Origin of the sequence: Janibacter endophyticus, from assembly GCF_016888335.1 — a bacterium.
GTDB lineage: Bacteria > Actinomycetota > Actinomycetes > Actinomycetales > Dermatophilaceae > Marihabitans > Marihabitans endophyticum.
In genome coordinates, this window is the sequence record NZ_JAFEJG010000004.1 from 2,062,856 (window position 1) to 2,082,482 (window position 19,627).

Consider the following 19,627-nt stretch of genomic DNA (forward strand, 5'->3'; position numbering starts at 1 on the left):
TGCGTCAGTGGTCGGTCAGAGGCTCTTGCCGACGAGGGCGACGAGGTCGATGAGGCGGTTGGAGTAGCCCCACTCGTTGTCGTACCAGCCGACGACCTTGACCTGGTTGCCGATGACCTTCGTCAGGCCCGCGTCGAAGATGCACGAGTGCGGGTCGGTGACGATGTCGGCGGAGACGATCGGGTCCTCGGTGTACTTGAGGAAGCCCTTGAGCGGCCCCTCGGCGGCCTGCTTGACGATCGCGTTGACCTCCTCGACGGTGGTCTCGCGGCCGGCCTCGAAGGTGAGGTCGGTGGCGGAGCCGGTCGGGGTCGGGACGCGAAGGGCGTAGCCGTCGAGCTTGCCCTTGAGGTCGGGCATGACGAGGGCGATGGCCTTGGCGGCGCCGGTCGAGGTCGGGATGATCGACAGGGCGGCGGCGCGGGCGCGACGCAGGTCCTTGTGCGGGCCGTCCAGGAGGTTCTGGTCCTGGGTGTAGGCGTGGACCGTGGTCATGAGGCCCTTGACGATGTCGAGCTCGTCGTGGAGCGCCTTGGCCATCGGGGCGAGGCAGTTGGTCGTGCACGACGCGTTGGAGATGACGTGGTGGTTCTCCGGGTCGTAGTCCTCGTGGTTGACGCCCATGACGAAGGTGGCGTCCTCGTTCTTCGCCGGGGCGGAGATAATGACCTTCTTCGCGCCGCCGTCGATGTGGGCCTTGGCCTTCGTGGCGTCGGTGAAGATGCCGGTGGACTCGACGATGATGTCGGCGCCGGCCTCACCCCACTGGATGGCGGCCGGGTCCTTCTCCGCGAAGATGCGGATCTTCTTGCCGTCGACGGTGATCGACTCGTCGTCGGAGGTGACCTCGGCGTCGAGGACACCGAGGACCGAGTCGTACTTCAGCAGGTGCGCGATGGAGGCGTTGTCCATCAGGTCGTTGGCGGCGACGATCTCGATGTCGGCGCCGGACGCGCGCACGGCGCGGAAGAAGTTGCGGCCGATGCGGCCAAAGCCGTTGATACCAACACGTACGGTCACGGTTGCTGCCTTCCGATGATGGAGGTGGCCGCGACACCGCGGCCGTGGGTGCACCTCCCACCCTATGGGGTCGGGGGCGTGCCCACGTCACCGGGAGCAGATTGCGGAACGGCTCCCTCAGCCGTCGAGCATGTCGGGGGTGAGCGAGGCCTCGGTGTCCGGGATCCCGAGGTCCGCCGCCCGCTTGTCCGCCATGGCGAGCAGACGGCGGATCCGGCCCGCGACGGCGTCCTTGGTCATCGGCGGCTCGGCCAGGCGGCCCAGCTCCTCGAGGCTCGCCTGCTTGTGCTGGACCCGCAGCTGGCCGGCCTCCCGGAGATGGTCGGGGATGTCGTCAGCGAGGATCTCCAGCGCTCGCTGGACGCGGGCACCGGCCGCGACGGCGGCCCGTGCCGAGCGGCGCAGGTTCGCGTCGTCGAAGTTCGCGAGACGGTTGGCGGTCGCGCGTACCTCGCGGCGCATCCGCCGCTCCTCCCAGGCGAGGACGGCGTCGTGGGCGCCGAGCTGGACGAGCAGGGCACTGATCGCGTCGCCGTCGCGGATGACGACCCGGTCGACCCCACGGACCTCGCGGGCCTTGGCCGAGACACCGAGCCGGCGCGCGGCGCCGACGAGCGCCAGGGCGGCCTCCGGCCCCGGGCAGGTCACCTCGAGCGAGGAGGAGCGACCGGGTTCGGTGAGGCTGCCGTGCGCGAGGAAGGCACCACGCCACGCTGCGGAGGCGTCGCACCGCGAGCCGCCGACGACCTTCGGGGGAAGACCTCGGACCGGTCGTCCCCGGCCGTCCACGAGACCGGTCTGGCGGGCCAGCGCCTCGCCCTCCTCGGTCACCCGGACGACATAGCGCGAGCCCCGGCGCAGGCCACCGGCCGCGAGCACGATCATCTCGCAGCGGTGCCCGTAGACGTCGGCGATGTCCCGGCGCAGGCGCCGGGCCGCGTTGGCGGTGTCGAGCTCGGCCTCGATGACGATCCGGCCCCCCACGATGTGCAGGCCCCCGGCGAAGCGGAGCACCGCGGCGATCTCGGCCTTGCGGCAGCAGGTCTTGGTCACCTCGTGCCGGCTCAGCTCGTCCTTGACCTTCGCGGTCATCGCCATGCGTGCGTCCTGACTGTCGTGCTCGTCGGTGCTGCCGGGTTCATCGGCCCGGGGTGTCCAGCTCGAGGATGTCACGGTACGCGGCGCCGAGACGCAGCGCATCGTGCTGACCGGGTCGCCCCGGCTGGGCGACCTGCGTGACGACCAGCTGAGCCCCGACGCGCGCGCACGCGATCTCCAGGCCGGGCCGGTCGTCGACGACCGAGGGGTCCGCGAGGACGCAGTCGATCTGCAGCTCGGGTGCCGTGCTCGCGAGCACCTCGAGATGGCGCACCGCGGAGAAGCCCTGGGTCTCACCCGAGCTCTCGAGGTTGAGAGTGAGGATGCGGTTGGCGTTCGTCTCGACGAGCGCCTGGCGCAGCTCGGGGACGAGCAGGTGGGTGAGCACCGAGGTGAACCACGACCCGGGACCGAGGATCACCGCGTCGGCGTCACGGACCGCCTCGATCGCCTCGCGCCGCGCCGGGGGGTCCGACGGCAGCACCGCGATCGACTCGACGACCCCGGGCGTGCTGGCGATCTCGACCTGCCCGACGACCGTCGACAGCTCGTCGGGCCCGGCGGGGTGGACACCCCGGACCTGCGCCGTGAGCTCGAGCGGCACCGCGGACATGGGGAGCACACGGCCCCGCGCCTGGAGCAGCCTCCCCACGAGATCGAGCCCGGCGACCGGGTCGTCGTGCAGCTGCCACAGGGCGACGATGAGCAGGTTGCCCAGCGCGTGCCCGCCGAGATCGCCCGACCCGGAGAACCGGTGCTGCAGCACCTCGCTCCACGTGTGGCCCCACTCGCTGTCGTCGCAGAGCGCTGTGAGCGCCATCCGCAGGTCTCCCGGCGGGAGGACGCTGTAGTCCTCGCGCAGCCGCCCGCTCGAGCCGCCGTCGTCGGCGACCGTGACGACGGCCGTCACGGTCTCGGTGATGTAGCGCAGGGCCGTGAGCGAGACGGCGAGGCCGTGGCCGCCGCCGAGCGCCACCACGGCCGGCTGCGGCAGGCCCACCCTGGGGCCCACGGGGATGGCGAGCGAACCGGTCATGTCACTCCTGCCCGAGGTCGCGGTGCACGACGAAGGTCTCCACCGTCTCGCTCGAGAGGCGGCGCGACAACGCCTCCGCCACCGCGACGCTGCGGTGCTTGCCACCGGTGCAGCCGACAGCGACGGTGACGTACTTGCGGTTCTCCCGCAGGTATCCCGCGAGCACGGGCTCGAAGAGCCGCACCACGGCGTCGAGGAACTCCTCCGCGCCCTCCTGCCCGAGGACGTAGCCCGACACCGCCTCCTCCCGGCCGGTGAAGGGCCGCAGCTCCGGCACCCAGAAGGGGTTGGGCAGCCACCGCATGTCGAAGACGAAGTCGGCGTCGAGCGGCACGCCGTACTTGAACCCGAAGGACATCACCGCGAGCCGCACGCTGTGCTCGACGTCCGCCGAGATGATCGGGTGGATCTTGCGGGAGAGCTGGTGGACGTTCAAGCCCGAGGTGTCGATGACGAGGTCGGAGACCGACCGGAGGTCCGAGAGCCGCTCCCGCTCGGCCTGGATGCCGTCGAGCAGACGTCCTCCCTGCTGGAGCGGGTGCGGCCGGCGGACCGACTCGAAGCGGCGGACGAGGGCCTCGTCCGTCGCGTCGAGGAAGAGGAGGCGGATCGACCACCCCTTCGCCCGGAGCCGCTCGATGGCCTCGTCGAGGTCGTCAAAGCCCTGGGCCCGGATGTCGAGCACGATCCCGACCTTGCGCTCCGGCACGCCCCGGCCGCTCTCCGCCGCCGCGTCGGCCATCTCGACGAGCTGCGGGAGCAGGGCCGTCGGCAGGTTGTCGATGACGTACCAGCCGAGGTCCTCCATGACCTTGGCGACGGTCGAGCGGCCGGCGCCGCTCATCCCCGTGACGACATAGACCTCCGGCACGTCCTCCGACGTCATGACCTCTCCCCCTCGTCGTCGAGCACCTCACCGGTGCGCGGGTCCACCGCCGGCGCGGCGCTGTCCTGGCCCAACTCTGCCGCAAGTCTCGCCGCCAGCGCGGGCCCGATGCCCGGGACCGCCACGAGCTCCTCGACAGACGCGGCCCGCAGCCGCTTCACCGACCCGAATCGGGTCAGCAGCGCCTTGCGCCGTGCCTCGCCCAGCCCCGGGATCCCGTCGAGGGCCGAGGCGGTCATCGCCTTGCTCCGGCGCTGGCGGTGGAAGGTGATGGCGAAGCGGTGCGCCTCGTCGCGGACCCGCTGCAGGAGGTAGAGGCCCTCGGACGTCCGCGGCAGCAGGACGGGGAAGTCCTCGCCCGGCAGCCACAGCTCCTCGAGCCGCTTGGCCAGGCCGACGAGCGCGACGTCGTCGATGCCGAGCTCGTCGAGGACCGCCTGGGCCGCGGCGACCTGAGGCGCGCCACCGTCGACGACGACGAGGTTCGGCGGGTAGGCGAAGCGGCGCGGCCGCCCGGTCTCCTCGTCGACCGGGCCGGCCACCCCTTCGCCCGGGTCGACCGCGAGAAGGTGACGCAGCCGTCGGGTGAGCACCTCGTGCATCGCCGCGGTGTCGTCCTTGCGGCCGTCGACGTCGCCGCGGACGATGAAGCGCCGGTACTCGGACTTGCGGGGCAGGCCGTCCTCGAAGACGACCATCGAGCCCACGACCTCCTGGCCCTGGATGTGCGAGATGTCGAAGCACTCGATGCGCAGCGGCGCGTCCTCGAGGCCGAGTGCCTCCTGGATGTCCTGGAGCGCCTGGCTGCGCGCAGTGAGGTCGCCGGCGCGGGCCACCTTGTGCCGGGCGAGCGCCTGGGTGGCGTTGCGCGCGACGGTCTCGAGCAGCGCCCGCTTGTCGCCACGACGCGGGACCCGCAAGTCGACCTGGCTCCCCCGGCGCTGACCCAGCCACGACGACATCGCGCCCGGGTCGCTCGGGAGGACCGGGACGAGGACCTCCCGGGGGACGTCCTCACCCCCTTCGTCGCCGTAGACCCGCTGGAGGAGGTGCTCGACGACCTCCGGCAGGCTCTCCGCGTCCTTCTCGGCGACCCAGCCGCGCTGCCCCCGGATCCGCCCGCCGCGGACGTGGAAGACCTGGATCGCGACCTCGAGCTCGTCGTCGGCGAGGGCGAAGACGTCGGCGTCGGTCCCGTCCGGCAGGACGACGACGGACTTCTCGAGCGCCTTGGTGAGGGCGCCGATGTCGTCGCGGAGCCGGGCGGCCTGCTCGAAGTCGAGCTCGGCCGAGGCCTCCCGCATCCGGGTCTCGAGCCGCTTGACGAAACGGTCGGAGCTGCCGGCGAGGAAGTCGCACAGCTCCTCGGCGATGGCCCGGTGCTCGTCGGCGTCGACCCGGCCGACGCAGGGTGCCGAGCACTTGTCGATGTAGCCGAGCAGGCAGGGGCGCCCGACCTGCTCGGCCCGCCTGAAAACACCGTTGCTGCACGTGCGGACGGGGAAGACGCGCAGCAGGAGGTCGAGGGTCTCGCGGATGGCCCAGGCGTGCGTGTACGGCCCGAAGTAGCGGTTGCCCTTGCGCTTGCTGCCCCGCATGACCATCGCACGCGGGTACTCCTCGCTCATCGTCACGGCGAGGTAGGGGTAGGACTTGTCGTCGCGGTACTTGACGTTGAAGCGCGGGTCGAACTCCTTGATCCACGCGTACTCGAGCTGCAGCGCCTCGACCTCGGTGCTCACGACCGTCCACTCCACGGAGGCCCCGGTGCGCACCATCGTCGCGGTCCGCGGGTGCAGGCCGCCGACGTCCTGGAAGTACGAGGAGAGCCGTGATCGCAGCGACTTGGCCTTGCCGACGTAGATCACGCGGTCGTGGGCGTCCCGGAAGCGGTACACCCCCGGCTCCGCGGGGATCGAGCCCGGCGCGGGTCGGTAGGACGCTGGATCAGCCACCCCGCCACCCTAGGCGGCCGGTCGGACGGTGACCTTTATCGGGTTATCCGAGAAAGCGACTCGAACCCGGGAACGGTTCCGGGGTTCGAGTCACCTTGTCGGGTGGAGCCCGGCTGTGGGGCGAAGGGGTCAGCCGGCCAGGGGCGAAGGGGCCTTGCCGGCCCTCGCGATGGCGGCCCGGATCCGGGCCAGCAGCGCCGTGGGGTTGTGCAGGTCCGACCACGTGACCCGGACGACGGTGTAGCCGAGGTCGCGGATCCGCTCCTCACGCTTCTTCTCGGAGAGGACGGCTGTGACCGCGTCCGTGTCCTTGCCGTACTTGATCTCGCCGTCGAACTCGATGACCACCATCGCCCCCTTGACCTTGAGGTCCACCCGGCCCACGAACCTCTCGAGCTCGTCCTCGATGACGAACTGCGGGATGACCTCGATCCCTGACGCGTTGCACAGCACCCTGACCCGGCTCTCGCCCATCGACTCGGACCGACCGTCGAGGTGGCTGAGCATGGCGACCGCCGCCGCGCTGCCGGGTTGTCCGCAGAGCTCGTCCACGACGGCCTGGATGTCGGCGAGGCTCACGAGCTCGTCGTGGAGTGCCGCATCGCCCGCGACCACGCCGGCCGTCATCCCGTCGATGCAGGCGATCTGTGCCACCGCGCGAGCAACCGGCACCGTGGGACCCAGCTCCGTCATCACCGTGGTCTCGCCGGAGCGAGGACGGAGACAGGCGGCGAGCGTGTCTACCTGGTGCTTGAGCGGTCGTTCGAGCCGGCACCTGCTCAGCGTCCGGGTAAAGGTCGGGAGCCCGTGCGCCACCGCCGCGGAGCACGCGGCCAGCACCGCGTCCGGGTACACGAGCAGCAGCCCGCGGCACAGGAGGCGATGCCGCTCCGCCTGGGCCAACCCCTTCGGCATCCCGTCGGGCAGCCGTCCCGGGTCCGCGTAGACGCTCCGGCACAGGTGCAGCAGCTCCTTGCGGGTCACTGCCTCGAGCAGTGCGCGACGAGTCCAGCCCAGAGCTCGGGCTTGTGCGGTCGTGACGACGCCGCCCTGGGCGGCGGCCAGCTCGAGCAGCGATGTGAGATCACTCATGGGCCGACCCCACCCCGGACCAACCCGGCGCGTCCCCCCCTTCGCGAGGGCTGTGGACGAAGGGAAGTCCGCCCCCTGCCCCGTGGACAACGCCACGCCCGGGAAAGTTCCTCGAACCCGAGAACCTTTGTCTGGTGACGGGCCCCTTTATCGGGTTGTCCGATAAAGGTCAGGTGACCGTCAGGGTGTCGCCGTCGACGGCGACCTCCTTGGCACCGAGACCCTCCGCGGCGGGGCCAGCGGTCCGCTCGCCGGAGGTCGGGTCGAAGGTGCTCCCGTGGCACGGGCAGTGGATCGCGGTCTCGTCGACCTGGTTCACCGCGCAGCCCTGGTGGGGACACCGGGCGTCGAAGGCGTGGAACTCTCCCTGCGTCGGCTGGGTGACGACGACCCCGTCGCGGACGACGCCACCGCCCACCGGAACGTCGGCGACCGCGAGCTCGACACGTCCCGCGGATGCACCGGAGTCGCTCCCGCCCCCGCCGCAGCCGGCGAGGGGGAGCCCGCCGCCGACCACGACGGCCGGGGCGACGAGGGCGCCCCGACGGGTCAGTCCGGAGGGGCTGGGAGTGCGGACCTGGTTGTCCTCAGCAGTCATGCCTCGATCGTGCCACCCGACCGCCGGCCGACGAGGTCCGGGAGGGGTTTGGTAACCGTTGGGACACGGAGTGACCTGGGTCTCCCGACCTAACGCGGTCCCGGTCTATCTTTCGGTCAGCCCACGACAGATCTCGTGGATCGCGGGTCCCGTGCCCGGCAAATCTTCACCAGGAGGAAACGTGTCCAAGCGTTCCGTCATCTCTGCGGGGGCCCTGCTCCTCGCTACCTCCCTGACCTTGTCGGCCTGCGGCACCCGCGGCGACGACAGCGACGGCGGCTCCGGCGGCTCCGCTGGCGGCGACGACAAGGTCGTCAAGATCGGCGTCATCGCCCCGCTCTCCGGCGACCTCTCGGCCCTCGGCAAGGGCATCGAGAACTCGGTCGACCTCGCGATCAAGCAGGCCAACGAGTCGGGTGACCTCGACGGCTGGAAGATCGAGATCGCGGCCGAGGACGACCAGGCCAACCCCGACGTCGGCAAGAACGCCGCCTCGAAGCTCGCGGGCGACAAGGACGTCATCGGCGTCGTCGGCACCCTGAACTCCTCCGTGGCGGGCACCGTCGCCCCGGTCCTCAACACCGCCAAGATCGTCCAGGTCTCCCCGGCCAACACCGGTGTCTCCCTGACGAAGGGCGAGGACACCGAGAACCCGCAGCGCCCCTACGCCAACTACTTCCGCACCTGCACGACGGACGCCATCCAGGGCCCCTTCGCCGCCCGCTACCTCTTCGAGAAGGCCGGCATCAAGGAGGTCGCGACGATCCACGACAAGAAGGCCTACGGCCAGGGTCTCGTCGAGTCGTTCACGGAGGAGTACGAGAAGCTCGGCGGCAAGATCGTCGCCGCCGAGACGATCAACCCCGACGACGACAAGTACGACGCCGTCGTCACCTCCGTCAAGGCCAAGAACCCGAAGGCGGTCTACTACGGCGGCGAGTACCCGCAGGCCGGCCCGCTGAGCCAGCAGATGAAGGCCCAGGGTCTCGACGTCCCGATCATGGGCGGCGACGGCATCTTCTCGCCGGAGTTCGTCAAGCTCGCCGGCAAGACCTCCAACGGCGACCTCGCGACCTCCATCGGCGCGCCGACCGCGAAGCTCGACTCCGCGAAGGCCTTCGTCGACGCGTACGAGGCCGGCGGCTACTCCGACCCCTACGAGGCGTACGGCGCGCAGTCGTACGACGCGGCCAACGCGATCATCAACGCGATCAAGGTCTCCCTCAAGGACGCCGACTCCGTCGAGGGTGCCCGCCAGGCCACCATCGACGCGATGAAGGACGTCTCCTTCGACGGCGCCACCGGCAAGGTCGCCTTCGACGAGTTCGGCGACACCACGACCCGCATCCTCACGGCCTACGAGGTCAAGGACGGTGCGTGGACCGACGTCTCCACCGAGGAGTTCACCGACAAGTGACCGGTCGGGCACCAGCCCGCCAGTCCGGTTGACGGGGCGGGGGCAGCAGCCCCCGCCCCGTCAGCCAGGTCGCAGACCGCGACCGCCGAGGCGCACCTGCCTCCCCCACCGTCCCTCCACAACCCCAGGAGGCCTCGTGGACCTGTTCCTGCAGCAGCTCGTGAACGGGCTGACGATCGGCTCGCTCTACGCGCTGATCGCCGTCGGGTACACCGTCGTCTACGGCATCGTCCAGCTCATCAACTTCGCGCACGGCGAGATCTTCATGATCGGCGCCTTCGGCGCGCTGAGCACCTACCTCATCCTCTTCCAGGGCCAGACCGCCCTGTGGATCCTGCCGATCATGATCATCGGCGCGATGATCTGCTCCGTGGGTGTCGCAGTCCTCACCGAGCGGGTGGCCTACCGGCCGCTGCGCGGCGCACCGCGCCTCGCCCCGCTCATCACCGCCATCGGCATCAGCGTCTTCCTCCAGGAGTTCGTCCGTCTCTTCTACGACAAGATCCCTGGCGTCGACTTCCCCTCGGCGAAGCAGAAGATCCCCTTCCCCCAGGTCGACCTCGTCACCGGTGAGGCCCTCGAGATCTTCGGCGTGACGATCCAGCGGGCGGCCGTCTTCACCATCGGCTCGCTCGTCCTCTGCGGCATCGCGCTGTGGTTCTTCATCTCGAAGACCCGCACCGGCCGCGGCATGCAGGCCGTCTCGCAGGACCCTGACACCGCTCGCCTCATGGGCATCAACGTGGACCGGACGATCGTCATCGCCTTCGCCATCGGCGCCTCGCTGGCCGCCATCGCCGGCGTCGCGCAGGGTCTGCTCAACACGAACATCAACTTCAAGATGGGCTTCATCGCCGGTCTCAAGGCCTTCACCGCCGCTGTCCTCGGCGGCATCGGCAACGTCTGGGGCGCGATCGTCGGCGGGCTGGTCCTCGGGATCGTCGAGACGCTCGTCACCCAGTACACGACGCTCCTGCCCTTCGGTCTCGACCAGTTCGGCGGCTCGTCGTGGAAGGACGTCTGGGCCTTCGCCCTCCTCATCCTCATCCTCGTCTTCCGGCCCCAGGGCCTCCTCGGTGCAAGGGTGGTGGACCGCGCATGAGCACGGCAACCGCAGCTCCTCAGCAGGTCGAGACGACCGACCGCAGCGGCCTTGGCACCACCCTCGGCCTCGTCGGCGGAGCGCTGCTCCTCGTCTCCGGACTGCTCTCCTGGTCCTTCGAGCCGGTCTTCGGTGACATCAGCGTCCGCTTCTGGCCGGTCACCCTGCAGATCTTCGCGATGCTCATCGGCGCCGCGACCCTCGTCATCGCGCTGTCTCGCTCGGTCCTGCGCAAGCCCCTCGGCTGGCTCAACGCCGGTCCCGGCCTGCTCGCGACCGGGATCGGGGCGACGATCTTCGCGGCCCTCTCCCTCGCCGCGATCACCCAGCAGACCGGCGGGCTCATCAACGCCAACGAAGGGGTCTGGGTCGCCCTCGTCGGCGGTCTGATCACCGCCGCCGGCGGCTGGCTCGGACGCCACGTCGTCTCCGAGCGCGAGGCCTTCCACGTCAAGGCGCCGAGCACGGTCGAGATCGCGATCATCGTCATCGTCTGCGCCCTCGCGCTGGCCGTCGCGGCCTACGCGCTCGGACGGGAGGACGCGTGGGTCTTCGTCCTCTTCCTCCTGACGATGGGTGTCATCGCGACCGGCCTGGCCAAGGCAGGCTTCTTCAGCTACCTCGGTGCCGCCGCCCAGCGTCACCAGCACGTGCTGACCCTCGGCGCGTTCGCCGCTGCCTTCCTCTTCCCGTTCACCCAGGACGGCTCCGAGATCAACATGTCGATCGCGACCGGCGTGCTGATCTTCGCCGCGACCGCGATCGGCCTGAACATCGTCGTCGGCCTCGCCGGCCTCCTCGACCTCGGCTACATCGCCTTCCTCGGCGCCGGCGCCTACGTCGGGGCGATCCTGTCGGGCTCGGTCTCGAGCTCGATCGGCTGGACGCCGCCCTTCCTCGTGACGGCGCTCATCGGTGGCATCTTCGCCGCGATCCTCGGCCTCATCGTCGGCTCGCCGACGCTGCGGGTCAGCGGTGACTACCTCGCCATCGTGACGCTGGCCTTCGGTGAGATCTTCCGGCTGTCGATGTTCAACCTCGACGGCAACAACGGGCCCGATCTCACCAACGGCCCGAACGGCGTGACCAACATCCCCGACCTCAACCTCTTCGGGTTCGACTTCGGGACGACCCACGTCATCGCGGGGATCCCGCTGAGCCGGGCAGCGAACTACTACCTCTTCATGCTGCTGCTCACGGCGCTCATCGTGCTCATCTTCGCCCGGCTCAACAACAGCCGGATCGGGCGTGGCTGGGTCGCGATCCGTGAGGACGAGCGGGCCGCCGAGGCCATGGGTGTCAACACCTTCGGGCTCAAGCTGCTCGCCTTCGCCGGTGGTGCCTTCCTCGCCGGTATCGCCGGCACGGTCAAGGCGCACTACGACACCTCGGTGACACCTGACCAGTACCAGTTCCTCGAGTCCGCCTTCCTGCTGGCCGCGGTCGTCCTCGGCGGCATGGGCACGATCGCCGGCGTCGTCCTCGGCGCGGTGATCCTCAAGCTCATGCCGGAGAAGCTGCGCTTCTTCAACGAGTACCGGCTGCTGCTCTTCGGCCTGCTGCTCGTCCTCATGATGCGCTTCCGCCCGGAGGGCCTCGTCGCCAACAAGCGACGCCAGCTCGAGTTCCACGAGGACGACGAAGAGCTCGCCGACGAGATCGGTGAGTGGAAGGCCGTCAAGGAGGAGGACGCCCCATGAGCACCACCACGACCCAGGTACCTCAGGGCTCCCCCGCCGACACCGGCGAGGTCGTCCTCGAGGCCAAGGACATCGTCATGCGGTTCGGCGGCCTCACCGCCGTGAACAACGTCTCCTTCCAGGTCCACGAGGGCGAGATCCTCGGCCTCATCGGGCCCAACGGAGCGGGCAAGACGACCTTCTTCAACTGCCTCACCGGCATGTACAAGCCGACGTCCGGCACCGTGCGGCTCGGCGGCAATGTCCTGCCGCCCAAGCCGCGCGAGGTCGTCACGGCCGGCATGGCCCGGACGTTCCAGAACATCCGGCTCTTCAACAACATGACGGCGTTGGAGAACGTCATGGTCGGACGGTACTGCCGCACGTCCTCGATGGCCCTCACCTCGATCCTCCGTGGCCCGAAGTTCCGCCGCGAGGAGAGCGAGAGCCTGGAGAGGGCGCACCGGCTGCTCGACTTCGTCGGGCTCGACCACAAGGCCGACAGCCTCGCGCGCAACCTCCCCTACGGCGAGCAGCGCAAGCTGGAGATCGCCCGGGCCCTGGCCACCGACCCGCAGGTCATCCTGCTCGACGAGCCGACGGCCGGCATGAACCCCAAGGAGACGGAGGAGGCCATGCACCTCATCTTCCGGATCCGGGACCTCGGCATGGCCGTCGTCGTCATCGAGCACGACATGCGCTTCATCTTCAACCTCTGCGACCGGGTGCTCTGCCTCGTCCGCGGCGAGACGCTCATCGAGGGCACACCCGGTGAGGTGCAGTCGGACCCACGGGTGATCGAGGCCTACATCGGGGGTGCCGACGACGACATCTCCGACGACGAGCTCACCGCGGAGGACGTCGAGGTGCTGCACGCCGAGGGCATCGAGATCGACGCCCCCGGCACGGACGGGACGGAGGCCCGATGAGCGCGCTGCTCGAGGTCGAGAACCTCAAGGTCGCCTACGGCAAGATCCTGGCGGTCAAGGGCATCTCCTTCACCGTCGGCGAGGGCGAGGTCGTCTCGCTCATCGGCACCAACGGCGCCGGCAAGACGACGACGCTACGGACGATCTCCGGCCTCATCCGGCCGGCCGGTGGCCAGATCCGCTACCAGGGCAAGGACATCAGCTCGATCCCGGCGCACGAGATCGTCGGTCTCGGCCTGGCGCACTCCCCCGAGGGCCGACGGATCTTCCCGCGGATGACCGTCGAGGAGAACCTCCTCCTCGGCGCCTACGGCCGTCGGGACTCCGACGTGAGCAAGGACCTCAAGGCCGCCTACGAGCTCTTCCCGATCCTCGGGGAGCGCTCCAAGCAGCCGGCGGGCACCTTCTCCGGCGGTGAGCAGCAGATGCTCGCCATGGGCCGCGCGATGATGAGCCGCCCCAAGCTGCTCATGCTCGACGAGCCGTCGATGGGTCTCTCCCCGCTCATGATGAAGCGCATCATGAGCACGGTGACGACCCTCCAGGAGCAGGGCACGACGATCCTCCTCGTCGAGCAGAACGCCCGTGCGGCGCTCAAGCTCGCGACGAAGGGATATGTCCTCGAGGTCGGCAAGATCGCCACCGAGGGCACCGGTCAGGAGCTGCTCCACAGCGACGAGGTCCGCAAGGCCTACCTCGGCGAGGACTGAGCCCACGAGGAAGGGGGGTGACCCGGCGGATCTGCGCCGGGTCACCCCCCTTCGTCTGCCCGGGGCGGCGTCAGCCGGCCTTCTTGGCCCGTCGGGCGGCCGCCTTGGCCCGCGCGGAGACCTCGGGTGCGGCTGCCTTCTTCACCGCCGCCTTCTTGGCGGCAGGCTTCTTCGTCACCGGCCTGGTGGCCGCGGTCTTCTTCGCGAGAGCCTTCTTCGCCGCGGCCCGCTTCCGCGGTGCGGCTGCCACCTCCGGCTCGGTCTCGTCGAGCTCGCCGACGACGACCGGGTCGTGCTTCGCGAGGACGGACTCGAGGAAGCGGCCCGTGTGCGAGCCCGTCTCCCGGTGCGTCTCCGCGAGTGTCTCCGGGGTCCCTGTGGCGATGACCTGTCCTCCCCCGCTACCGCCCTCGGGGCCCATGTCGATGACCCAGTCGGCGTTCTTGATGACGTCGAGGTTGTGCTCGATGACGATGACGGTGTTGCCCTTGTCGACGAGCCCCTGGAGGACGAGGAGCAGCTTGCGGATGTCCTCGAAGTGCAGGCCGGTCGTCGGCTCGTCGAGGACGTAGATCGTCCGGCCGGTCGAGCGCTTCTGCAGCTCGGAGGCGAGCTTGACCCGCTGCGCCTCGCCACCAGAGAGCGTTGTCGCGGGCTGACCGAGCCGCACGTAGCCCAGGCCGACCGAGGTGAGCGTCTTCATGTGTCGGGCGATGGCCGGCACCGCGGCGAAGAACTCCTCCGCCTCCTCGATCGGCATGTCGAGGACGTCGGCGATCGTCTTGCCCTTGAAGTGCACCTCGAGGGTCTCGCGGTTGTACCGCCCGCCGTGACAGACCTCGCACGGGACGTAGACGTCCGGCAGGAAGTTCATCTCGATCTTGATCGTGCCGTCACCCGAGCAGGCGTCGCAGCGCCCACCCTTGACGTTGAAGGAGAACCGGCCGGGCTGGTAGCCGCGGACCTTCGCCTCCTCCGTCTCCGCGAAGAGCCGGCGGACGTGGTCGAAGACGCCCGTGTACGTCGCGGGGTTGGACCGCGGGGTGCGCCCGATGGGGCTCTGGTCGACGTGGACGACCTTGTCGAGATGCTCCAGGCCGGTCACGGTCTTGTGCCGGCCGGGTACCTGACGGGCACCGTTGAGCTTGTTGGCGAGCACCGTGTAGAGGATGTCGTTGACCAGGGTCGACTTGCCCGAGCCCGAGACGCCGGTGACCGCGATGAGGTTGCCGAGCGGGAAGGCGGCCTCGACGTCCTGGAGGTTGTTCTCCCGGCCACCCTTGACGACGACCTCACGACCCGGCTGCTGCGGGCGGCGGATCTCGGGGACCGGGATCTGGAGCCGGCCGGAGAGGTACTTGCCGGTGAGCGACTCCTCGCTCTCGAGCAGACCCTGGACCGAGCCGCTGTGCACGATGTGACCACCGTGCTCCCCCGCGCCCGGGCCGATGTCGACGACCCAGTCGGCCGTCTCGATGGTGTCCTCGTCGTGCTCGACGACGATGAGGGTGTTGCCGAGGTCGCGCAGCCGGGTGAGGGTCTCGATGAGCCGGTGGTTGTCCCGCTGGTGCAGGCCGATGCTCGGCTCGTCGAGGACGTAGAGCACACCGACGAGTCCCGACCCGATCTGGGTCGCGAGCCGGATGCGCTGGGCCTCGCCGCCGGAGAGCGTTGCCGCCGCCCGCGAGAGCGAGAGGTAGTCGAGCCCCACGTCGAGGAGGAAGCCGAGGCGGGCGTTGATCTCCTTGATGACCCGCTCGGCGATGGCGCGCTCGCGCTGGCTGAAGTCGACGGTGTCGAGGAAGGTCGCGGCCTCGGCGATGGACAGCGACGCGACGTCGGCGATGCTCCGCCCGCCGACGAGGACGGCGAGAGCCTCCGGCTTGAGGCGCGTCCCCCCGCACTCGGGGCACGGGATCTCGCGCATGTAGCCCTGGTACTTCTCCCGGCTCCACTCGGAGTCGGTCTCGCTGTGCCGGCGCTTGATGAAGGCCACCGCGCCCTCGAAGCCCGTCGAGTACGACCGCTCCCGGCCGAAGCGGTTGCGGTAGCGCACGTGGACCTTGTGGTTCTGCCCGTGGAGCAGGGCCGTCCGGGCGCGCTCCGGGAGGGCCCGCCACGGGGTCGTCATGTCGAAGCCGAGGTCGTCGCCGAGCGCACTCATCGTCCGCTGGAAGTACTGCGCCGACTGGGTGCCTGCCGCCCACGGGGCGATCGCCCCCTCCTCGAGGGTGAGGTCCTCGTCGGGCACGACGAGCTCGGGGTCGACCTCGAGCTCGGTCCCGATGCCGGTGCACTTCGGGCAGGCGCCGAAGGGAGAGTTGAAGGAGAACGAGCGCGGCTCCACCTCGTCCATGCCGATCGGGTGGTCGTTGGGGCAGGCCATCCGCTCGGAGTAGCGGCGCTCGCGCGGCAACGGCTCACCGTGAGCGTCGACCGGGTGCGCGCGACCGCCGTCGTCCTCGGCGCCGTCCTCGGGCACGTCGACGAACTCGATGACGACGATCCCGCCGGCCAGGCCCAGGGCCGTCTCGACGGAGTCGGTGAGGCGACGCTTGGCCGCACGGTCCTCCGGCCCCTTGGCCACGAGCCGATCGACGACGACGTCGATCGTGTGCTTGACCTGCTTCTCCAGCTGCGGCGGCTCGGTGAGGCTGGCCACCTGGCCGTCCACCCGGGCGCGGCTGTACCCCTTCGCCTGGAGCTCGGAGAAGAGGTCGACGAACTCGCCCTTGCGCGCCCGGACGACCGGCGCGAGGACCTGGAAGCGGGTCCGCTCGGGCAGCTCGAGCAGACGGTCGACGATCTGCTGGGGGCTCTGCCGCGTGATCGGCTCGCCGCAGACCGGGCAGTGCGGCCGGCCGGCACGAGCGAAGAGGAGGCGCAGGTAGTCGTAGACCTCGGTGATCGTGCCGACCGTCGAGCGCGGGTTGCGGTTCGTCGACTTCTGGTCGATGGAGACCGCCGGCGAGAGACCCTCGATGAAGTCGACGTCCGGCTTGTCCATCTGGCCGAGGAACTGCCGCGCGTAGGCAGAGAGCGACTCGACGTAGCGACGCTGCCCCTCCGCGAAGATCGTGTCGAAGGCCATGGACGACTTGCCCGAGCCGGAGAGGCCCGTGAAGACGACGAGGCTGTCGCGCGGGATCTCGACGGAGACGTCCTTGAGGTTGTGCTCTCGGGCGCCACGCACGACGAGCTGGTCGTGCAGGCGGGAGCCGTGCCGGGGTGCAGAAGTCACATCCTCCACTGTAGGTCGGCCCACCGACAACGCTGAACAGACCGGGACCCCCGCGCCCGGTACCGTCTGCCCCATGAGCGAGATCCAGCAGGTCCACGAGTACACCGGCGAGGTCGCCCCCGGCGGCCCCGTGCACGTCCGGGAGCTCCCGGCGCTGACGATCCGCAAGATGGCCGTCTCGGACATGCACAACAACGTCTACCTCCTCACCTGCCGGGCCACCGGCGAGCAGCTGCTCATCGACGCGGCCGACGACGCCGAGCGCTGCCTCGCCCTCGTCCGCCTCGGCGGGGAGCGGCTCGGCCACCTCGTCACCACCCATCAGCACTGGGACCACCACCGGGCCCTGCCCGAGGTCGCCCGGGTCACCGGCGCGGAGACCTACGCCGGCGCCGACGACGCCGTGGCGCTGCCCGTCGCCCCGGACCACACCCTCGTCCAGGGCGACGTGATCCGGTGCGGTGACATCGAGCTCGAGGTGAGCCACCTCCGGGGCCACACGCCCGGGTCGGTGGCCCTCGCCTACCGCGACCCCGAGGGCTCGACGCACCTCTTCACGGGTGACTCGCTCTTCCCCGGCGGTGTCGGCAACACCAAGAACGAGGGGCAGAGCTTCGACTCGCTCTACCGCGACGTGCTCGAGCGGGTCTTCGCCGTCTATGACGACGACACGTGGTTCTACCCGGGCCACGGCGCGGACTCGACCATCGGCGCCGAGCGCCCCCATCTCGACGAGTGGCGCGAGCGGGGCTGGTGAGCCGCGCCGACCTCGTCCCGGCGCCTCTCCTCGTCCTCGGCGGGGTCGTCTCCGTCCAGTTCGGCGGCGCCCTCGCGGCGACGCTCGTCCCCGAGATCGGGGCCGGTGCCTCGGTGCTCGTCCGGCTGCTCTTCGCGGCCGGCATCATGCTGCTCATCGCCCGGCCCCGGCTGCGCGGGCACACCCGGGAGGCCTGGTCGACGGTCCTGCTCTTCGGGCTCGCGCTCGGAGGGATGAACTGGTCCTTCTACGCCTCGCTCGCGCACCTGCCGATCGGGGTCGCCGTCACCCTCGAGTTCATCGGGCCGCTGCTGCTCGCGGCCTGGGGCTCGCGGCGCCCCCGTGACATCGCCGCCGTCATCGCGGCGGCCGGAGGGGTCGTGCTCGTCTCCGAGATCACCCAGACCCCGCTCTCCGAGCTGAGCCTCGAGGGGATCGGGCTCGCGCTGCTCGCCGGCGCCTTCTGGGCCTCGTACATCGTCTTCTCCGCCCGCACCGGCTCGGCCTTCGAGAAGCTCGACGGGCTCACCCTGGCGATGATCGTCGCCGTGGCCGTCGTGCTGCCGGCCGGCCTCGCCGGCTGGGAGAACGTGAGCACCGAGCACCTGGCGAAGGGGCTCGGTATCGCGGTCCTCAGCTCGGTGCTGCCGTACTCCCTCGAGCTCATGGCCCTGCGCCGGCTGAGCGCCACGGTCTTCGGGATCCTGCTCAGCCTCGAGCCGGCCGTCGCGGCCCTCGCAGGGCTCATCGTCCTCGGGCAGGTGCTCTCGGGCGTGCAGCTGCTCGGCATGTCGTTCGTCGTCGTCGCGAGCGTCCTTGTCCTCGGGTTCGCGAGGCGCCCGGACGACGCCCCCGGTGACCTCACGGAGACCGGGGGCTGAGCCGGGGTCAGCCCTGGATGCCCGCCCTGTTGTCGCGGCGCGTCTTCCACAGGCTGGCGATCGTCGTGATGCCGAGGATGACGACGATGGCGCCGAGCGAGACAGAGATCGGGATCTCCGGGACGGCGACGTGCTCGCCACCGTTGATGAAGGGCAGCTCGTTCTCGTGCAGCGCGTGCAGGATGAGCTTGACGCCGATGAAGGCGAGCAGCACCGCCAGGCCGATCGTCAGGTAGACGAGCTTCTTGAGCAGGCCACCGATGAGGAAGTACAGCTGCCGCAGACCCATGAGGGCGAAGAGGTTGGCCGTGAGGACGAGGTAGGGCTCCTGCGTCAGGCCGTAGATCGCCGGGATCGAGTCGAGGGCGAAGAGCAGGTCGGTCATGCCGAGCGCGAGGATGACGAAGAAGATCGGGGTCGCGACGCGCTTGCCGTTCTCCTTCGTGAAGATCTTCGGCCCCCACTCCTTGGTGGAGGGGACCGTCCGCTCCATCCACTTGAGCAGCTTGTTCTCCTCGAACTCCTCGTCCTCATCACCCTCGAAGGCCAGCTTGAAGGCGGTGTAGATGAGGAAGGCGCCGAAGAGGTAGAAGACCCAGGAGAACTGGTTGATCGCCGCGGCGCCGACGAAGATGAAGATGGCGCGCAGGACGATCGCGATGATGATGCCCCACATCAGGGCGATCTGCTGGTAGCGGCCCGGGACGCCGAACTTCGCCATGATGAGCAGGAAGATGAAGAGGTTGTCGATGGAGAGCGAGTACTCCGTCAACCACCCGGCGTAGAACTCGCCCGCCAGGGTGCTGCCTTCCGTGTACCAGATGCCCACACCGAAGAGGACGGCCGCGGTGATGTAGATCGCGAGGATCGTGCCGACCTCCTTGTTGGAGGGCACGTGGGGGTTGCGCGCGATCATGAAGACGTCGAAGGCCAGGACCGCCGCGGCGATGCCCATCGTGAGCAGCCAGACCCAGGTCGGCACGTCCATCGTGCCGCCGGGGATGATGGTCGGTGCCATGGCGGGGGCGCTGGCGAGGATCGGGTTCACGTGTGGGGTTCACCTTCCGGACAGGGGGTCGTCGTGTCCGGAGGTCTCTCCCACCACGACGGTGGCCGGCACCCCGGGCGCAGGCCTCCGGGCAGGAGCCTACGCCGTGATGACGAGGTTGCCGCGTGGGGATACTCCCCTCCGCTCGCGTGAGTCTCTCAGAAATTCGGGGATGAGG

General features: G+C 69.8%; 16 protein-coding genes. 7 read left to right on the forward strand and 9 right to left on the reverse strand.

All coding sequences use genetic code 11. From position 1 onward, the window contains the following. Positions 1-15: 15 nt before the first annotated feature. From gap to JNO54_RS10005, 7 genes are all read right to left on the reverse strand, one after another. Positions 16-1,020 carry a type I glyceraldehyde-3-phosphate dehydrogenase gene (gap, locus tag JNO54_RS09975; RefSeq protein ID WP_204143766.1) on the reverse strand — a complete coding sequence of 335 codons (1,005 nt, stop codon included), beginning with the start codon at positions 1,018-1,020 and terminating at the stop codon, positions 16-18. Between the two features lie 117 nt (positions 1,021-1,137). After that, positions 1,138-2,118, reverse strand: a complete 981-nt coding sequence (gene whiA, locus JNO54_RS09980; RefSeq protein WP_204143767.1) for a DNA-binding protein WhiA — start codon at positions 2,116-2,118, stop codon at positions 1,138-1,140. A gap of 40 nt (positions 2,119-2,158) precedes the next feature. Continuing rightward, positions 2,159-3,154 carry a gluconeogenesis factor YvcK family protein gene (locus JNO54_RS09985; RefSeq protein WP_204143768.1) on the reverse strand — a complete coding sequence of 332 codons (996 nt, stop codon included), beginning with the start codon at positions 3,152-3,154 and terminating at the stop codon, positions 2,159-2,161. Position 3,155: 1 nt separating this feature from the next. Then, complete coding sequence (rapZ, locus tag JNO54_RS09990) at positions 3,156-4,040, reverse strand: RNase adapter RapZ (RefSeq protein WP_204143769.1); 885 nt, start codon at positions 4,038-4,040, stop codon at positions 3,156-3,158. Then, positions 4,037-5,995 carry an excinuclease ABC subunit UvrC gene (gene uvrC, locus JNO54_RS09995; protein WP_204143770.1) on the reverse strand — a complete coding sequence of 653 codons (1,959 nt, stop codon included), beginning with the start codon at positions 5,993-5,995 and terminating at the stop codon, positions 4,037-4,039. Before uvrC ends, rapZ begins: the two co-directional genes overlap by 4 nt. 129 nt (positions 5,996-6,124) lie before the next feature. Further along, positions 6,125-7,087, reverse strand: a complete 963-nt coding sequence (locus tag JNO54_RS10000; RefSeq protein ID WP_204143771.1) for a type IV toxin-antitoxin system AbiEi family antitoxin domain-containing protein — start codon at positions 7,085-7,087, stop codon at positions 6,125-6,127. Between the two features lie 169 nt (positions 7,088-7,256). Then, on the reverse strand, positions 7,257-7,685 hold the full coding sequence (locus tag JNO54_RS10005; protein ID WP_204143772.1) for a QcrA and Rieske domain-containing protein: 429 nt from the start codon (positions 7,683-7,685) through the stop codon (positions 7,257-7,259). Positions 7,686-7,866: 181 nt separating this feature from the next. Here JNO54_RS10005 and JNO54_RS10010 point away from each other — a divergent pair, with 181 nt between their 5' ends. The 5 genes from JNO54_RS10010 (at position 7,867) to JNO54_RS10030 (ending at position 13,522) form a co-directional block, all read left to right on the forward strand. Further along, a complete protein-coding gene (locus JNO54_RS10010; protein WP_307818158.1) occupies positions 7,867-9,102 on the forward strand; it encodes a branched-chain amino acid ABC transporter substrate-binding protein in 1,236 nt (411 codons plus the stop codon). A gap of 136 nt (positions 9,103-9,238) precedes the next feature. After that, a complete protein-coding gene (locus JNO54_RS10015) occupies positions 9,239-10,204 on the forward strand; it encodes a branched-chain amino acid ABC transporter permease (protein WP_204143773.1) in 966 nt (321 codons plus the stop codon). Continuing rightward, positions 10,201-11,904 carry a branched-chain amino acid ABC transporter permease gene (locus JNO54_RS10020; RefSeq protein WP_204143774.1) on the forward strand — a complete coding sequence of 568 codons (1,704 nt, stop codon included), beginning with the start codon at positions 10,201-10,203 and terminating at the stop codon, positions 11,902-11,904. Before JNO54_RS10015 ends, JNO54_RS10020 begins: the two co-directional genes overlap by 4 nt. Next, a complete protein-coding gene (locus JNO54_RS10025) occupies positions 11,901-12,812 on the forward strand; it encodes an ABC transporter ATP-binding protein (protein ID WP_233703226.1) in 912 nt (303 codons plus the stop codon). The genes JNO54_RS10020 and JNO54_RS10025 overlap by 4 nt, the downstream gene beginning before the upstream one ends. Then, positions 12,809-13,522 carry an ABC transporter ATP-binding protein gene (locus JNO54_RS10030; RefSeq protein ID WP_204143775.1) on the forward strand — a complete coding sequence of 238 codons (714 nt, stop codon included), beginning with the start codon at positions 12,809-12,811 and terminating at the stop codon, positions 13,520-13,522. The genes JNO54_RS10025 and JNO54_RS10030 overlap by 4 nt, the downstream gene beginning before the upstream one ends. A 70-nt stretch (positions 13,523-13,592) precedes the next feature. Here JNO54_RS10030 and uvrA read toward each other — a convergent pair whose 3' ends face one another. Next, on the reverse strand, positions 13,593-16,838 hold the full coding sequence (uvrA, locus tag JNO54_RS10035) for an excinuclease ABC subunit UvrA (RefSeq protein ID WP_204143776.1): 3,246 nt from the start codon (positions 16,836-16,838) through the stop codon (positions 13,593-13,595). On the opposite strand from uvrA, the gene JNO54_RS10040 reads away from it, so the two are divergent. Next, positions 16,837-17,520, forward strand: coding sequence for an MBL fold metallo-hydrolase (locus JNO54_RS10040; RefSeq protein WP_204143777.1), 684 nt, complete (start codon positions 16,837-16,839; stop codon positions 17,518-17,520). The two genes, uvrA and JNO54_RS10040, sit on opposite strands and share 2 nt — an antisense overlap. Continuing rightward, positions 17,517-18,401, forward strand: a complete 885-nt coding sequence (locus JNO54_RS10045; protein WP_204143778.1) for an EamA family transporter — start codon at positions 17,517-17,519, stop codon at positions 18,399-18,401. Before JNO54_RS10040 ends, JNO54_RS10045 begins: the two co-directional genes overlap by 4 nt. Positions 18,402-18,408: 7 nt before the next feature. On the opposite strand, the gene JNO54_RS10050 is transcribed toward JNO54_RS10045, so the two are convergent. Further along, positions 18,409-19,389, reverse strand: a complete 981-nt coding sequence (locus tag JNO54_RS10050; RefSeq protein WP_204144657.1) for a TerC family protein — start codon at positions 19,387-19,389, stop codon at positions 18,409-18,411. Positions 19,390-19,627: the final 238 nt, after the last annotated feature.

What these genes read in the sequence shown, in the direction of transcription:
- JNO54_RS10000 (WP_204143771.1), bottom strand. Translation starts at nt 7,087, where the DNA reads ATGAGTGATCTCACATCGCTGCTCGAGCTGGCCGCCGCCCAGGGCGGC.
- JNO54_RS10020 (WP_204143774.1), top strand. Translation starts at nt 10,201, where the DNA reads ATGAGCACGGCAACCGCAGCTCCTCAGCAGGTCGAGACGACCGACCGC.
- whiA (WP_204143767.1), bottom strand. Translation starts at nt 2,118, where the DNA reads ATGGCGATGACCGCGAAGGTCAAGGACGAGCTGAGCCGGCACGAGGTG.
- JNO54_RS09985 (WP_204143768.1), bottom strand. Translation starts at nt 3,154, where the DNA reads ATGACCGGTTCGCTCGCCATCCCCGTGGGCCCCAGGGTGGGCCTGCCG.
- JNO54_RS10040 (WP_204143777.1), top strand. Translation starts at nt 16,837, where the DNA reads ATGAGCGAGATCCAGCAGGTCCACGAGTACACCGGCGAGGTCGCCCCC.
- JNO54_RS10025 (WP_233703226.1), top strand. Translation starts at nt 11,901, where the DNA reads ATGAGCACCACCACGACCCAGGTACCTCAGGGCTCCCCCGCCGACACC.
- rapZ (WP_204143769.1), bottom strand. Translation starts at nt 4,040, where the DNA reads ATGACGTCGGAGGACGTGCCGGAGGTCTATGTCGTCACGGGGATGAGC.
- JNO54_RS10050 (WP_204144657.1), bottom strand. Translation starts at nt 19,389, where the DNA reads ATGGACGTGCCGACCTGGGTCTGGCTGCTCACGATGGGCATCGCCGCG.
- uvrA (WP_204143776.1), bottom strand. Translation starts at nt 16,838, where the DNA reads ATGGGGCAGACGGTACCGGGCGCGGGGGTCCCGGTCTGTTCAGCGTTG.
- JNO54_RS10030 (WP_204143775.1), top strand. Translation starts at nt 12,809, where the DNA reads ATGAGCGCGCTGCTCGAGGTCGAGAACCTCAAGGTCGCCTACGGCAAG.
- JNO54_RS10005 (WP_204143772.1), bottom strand. Translation starts at nt 7,685, where the DNA reads ATGACTGCTGAGGACAACCAGGTCCGCACTCCCAGCCCCTCCGGACTG.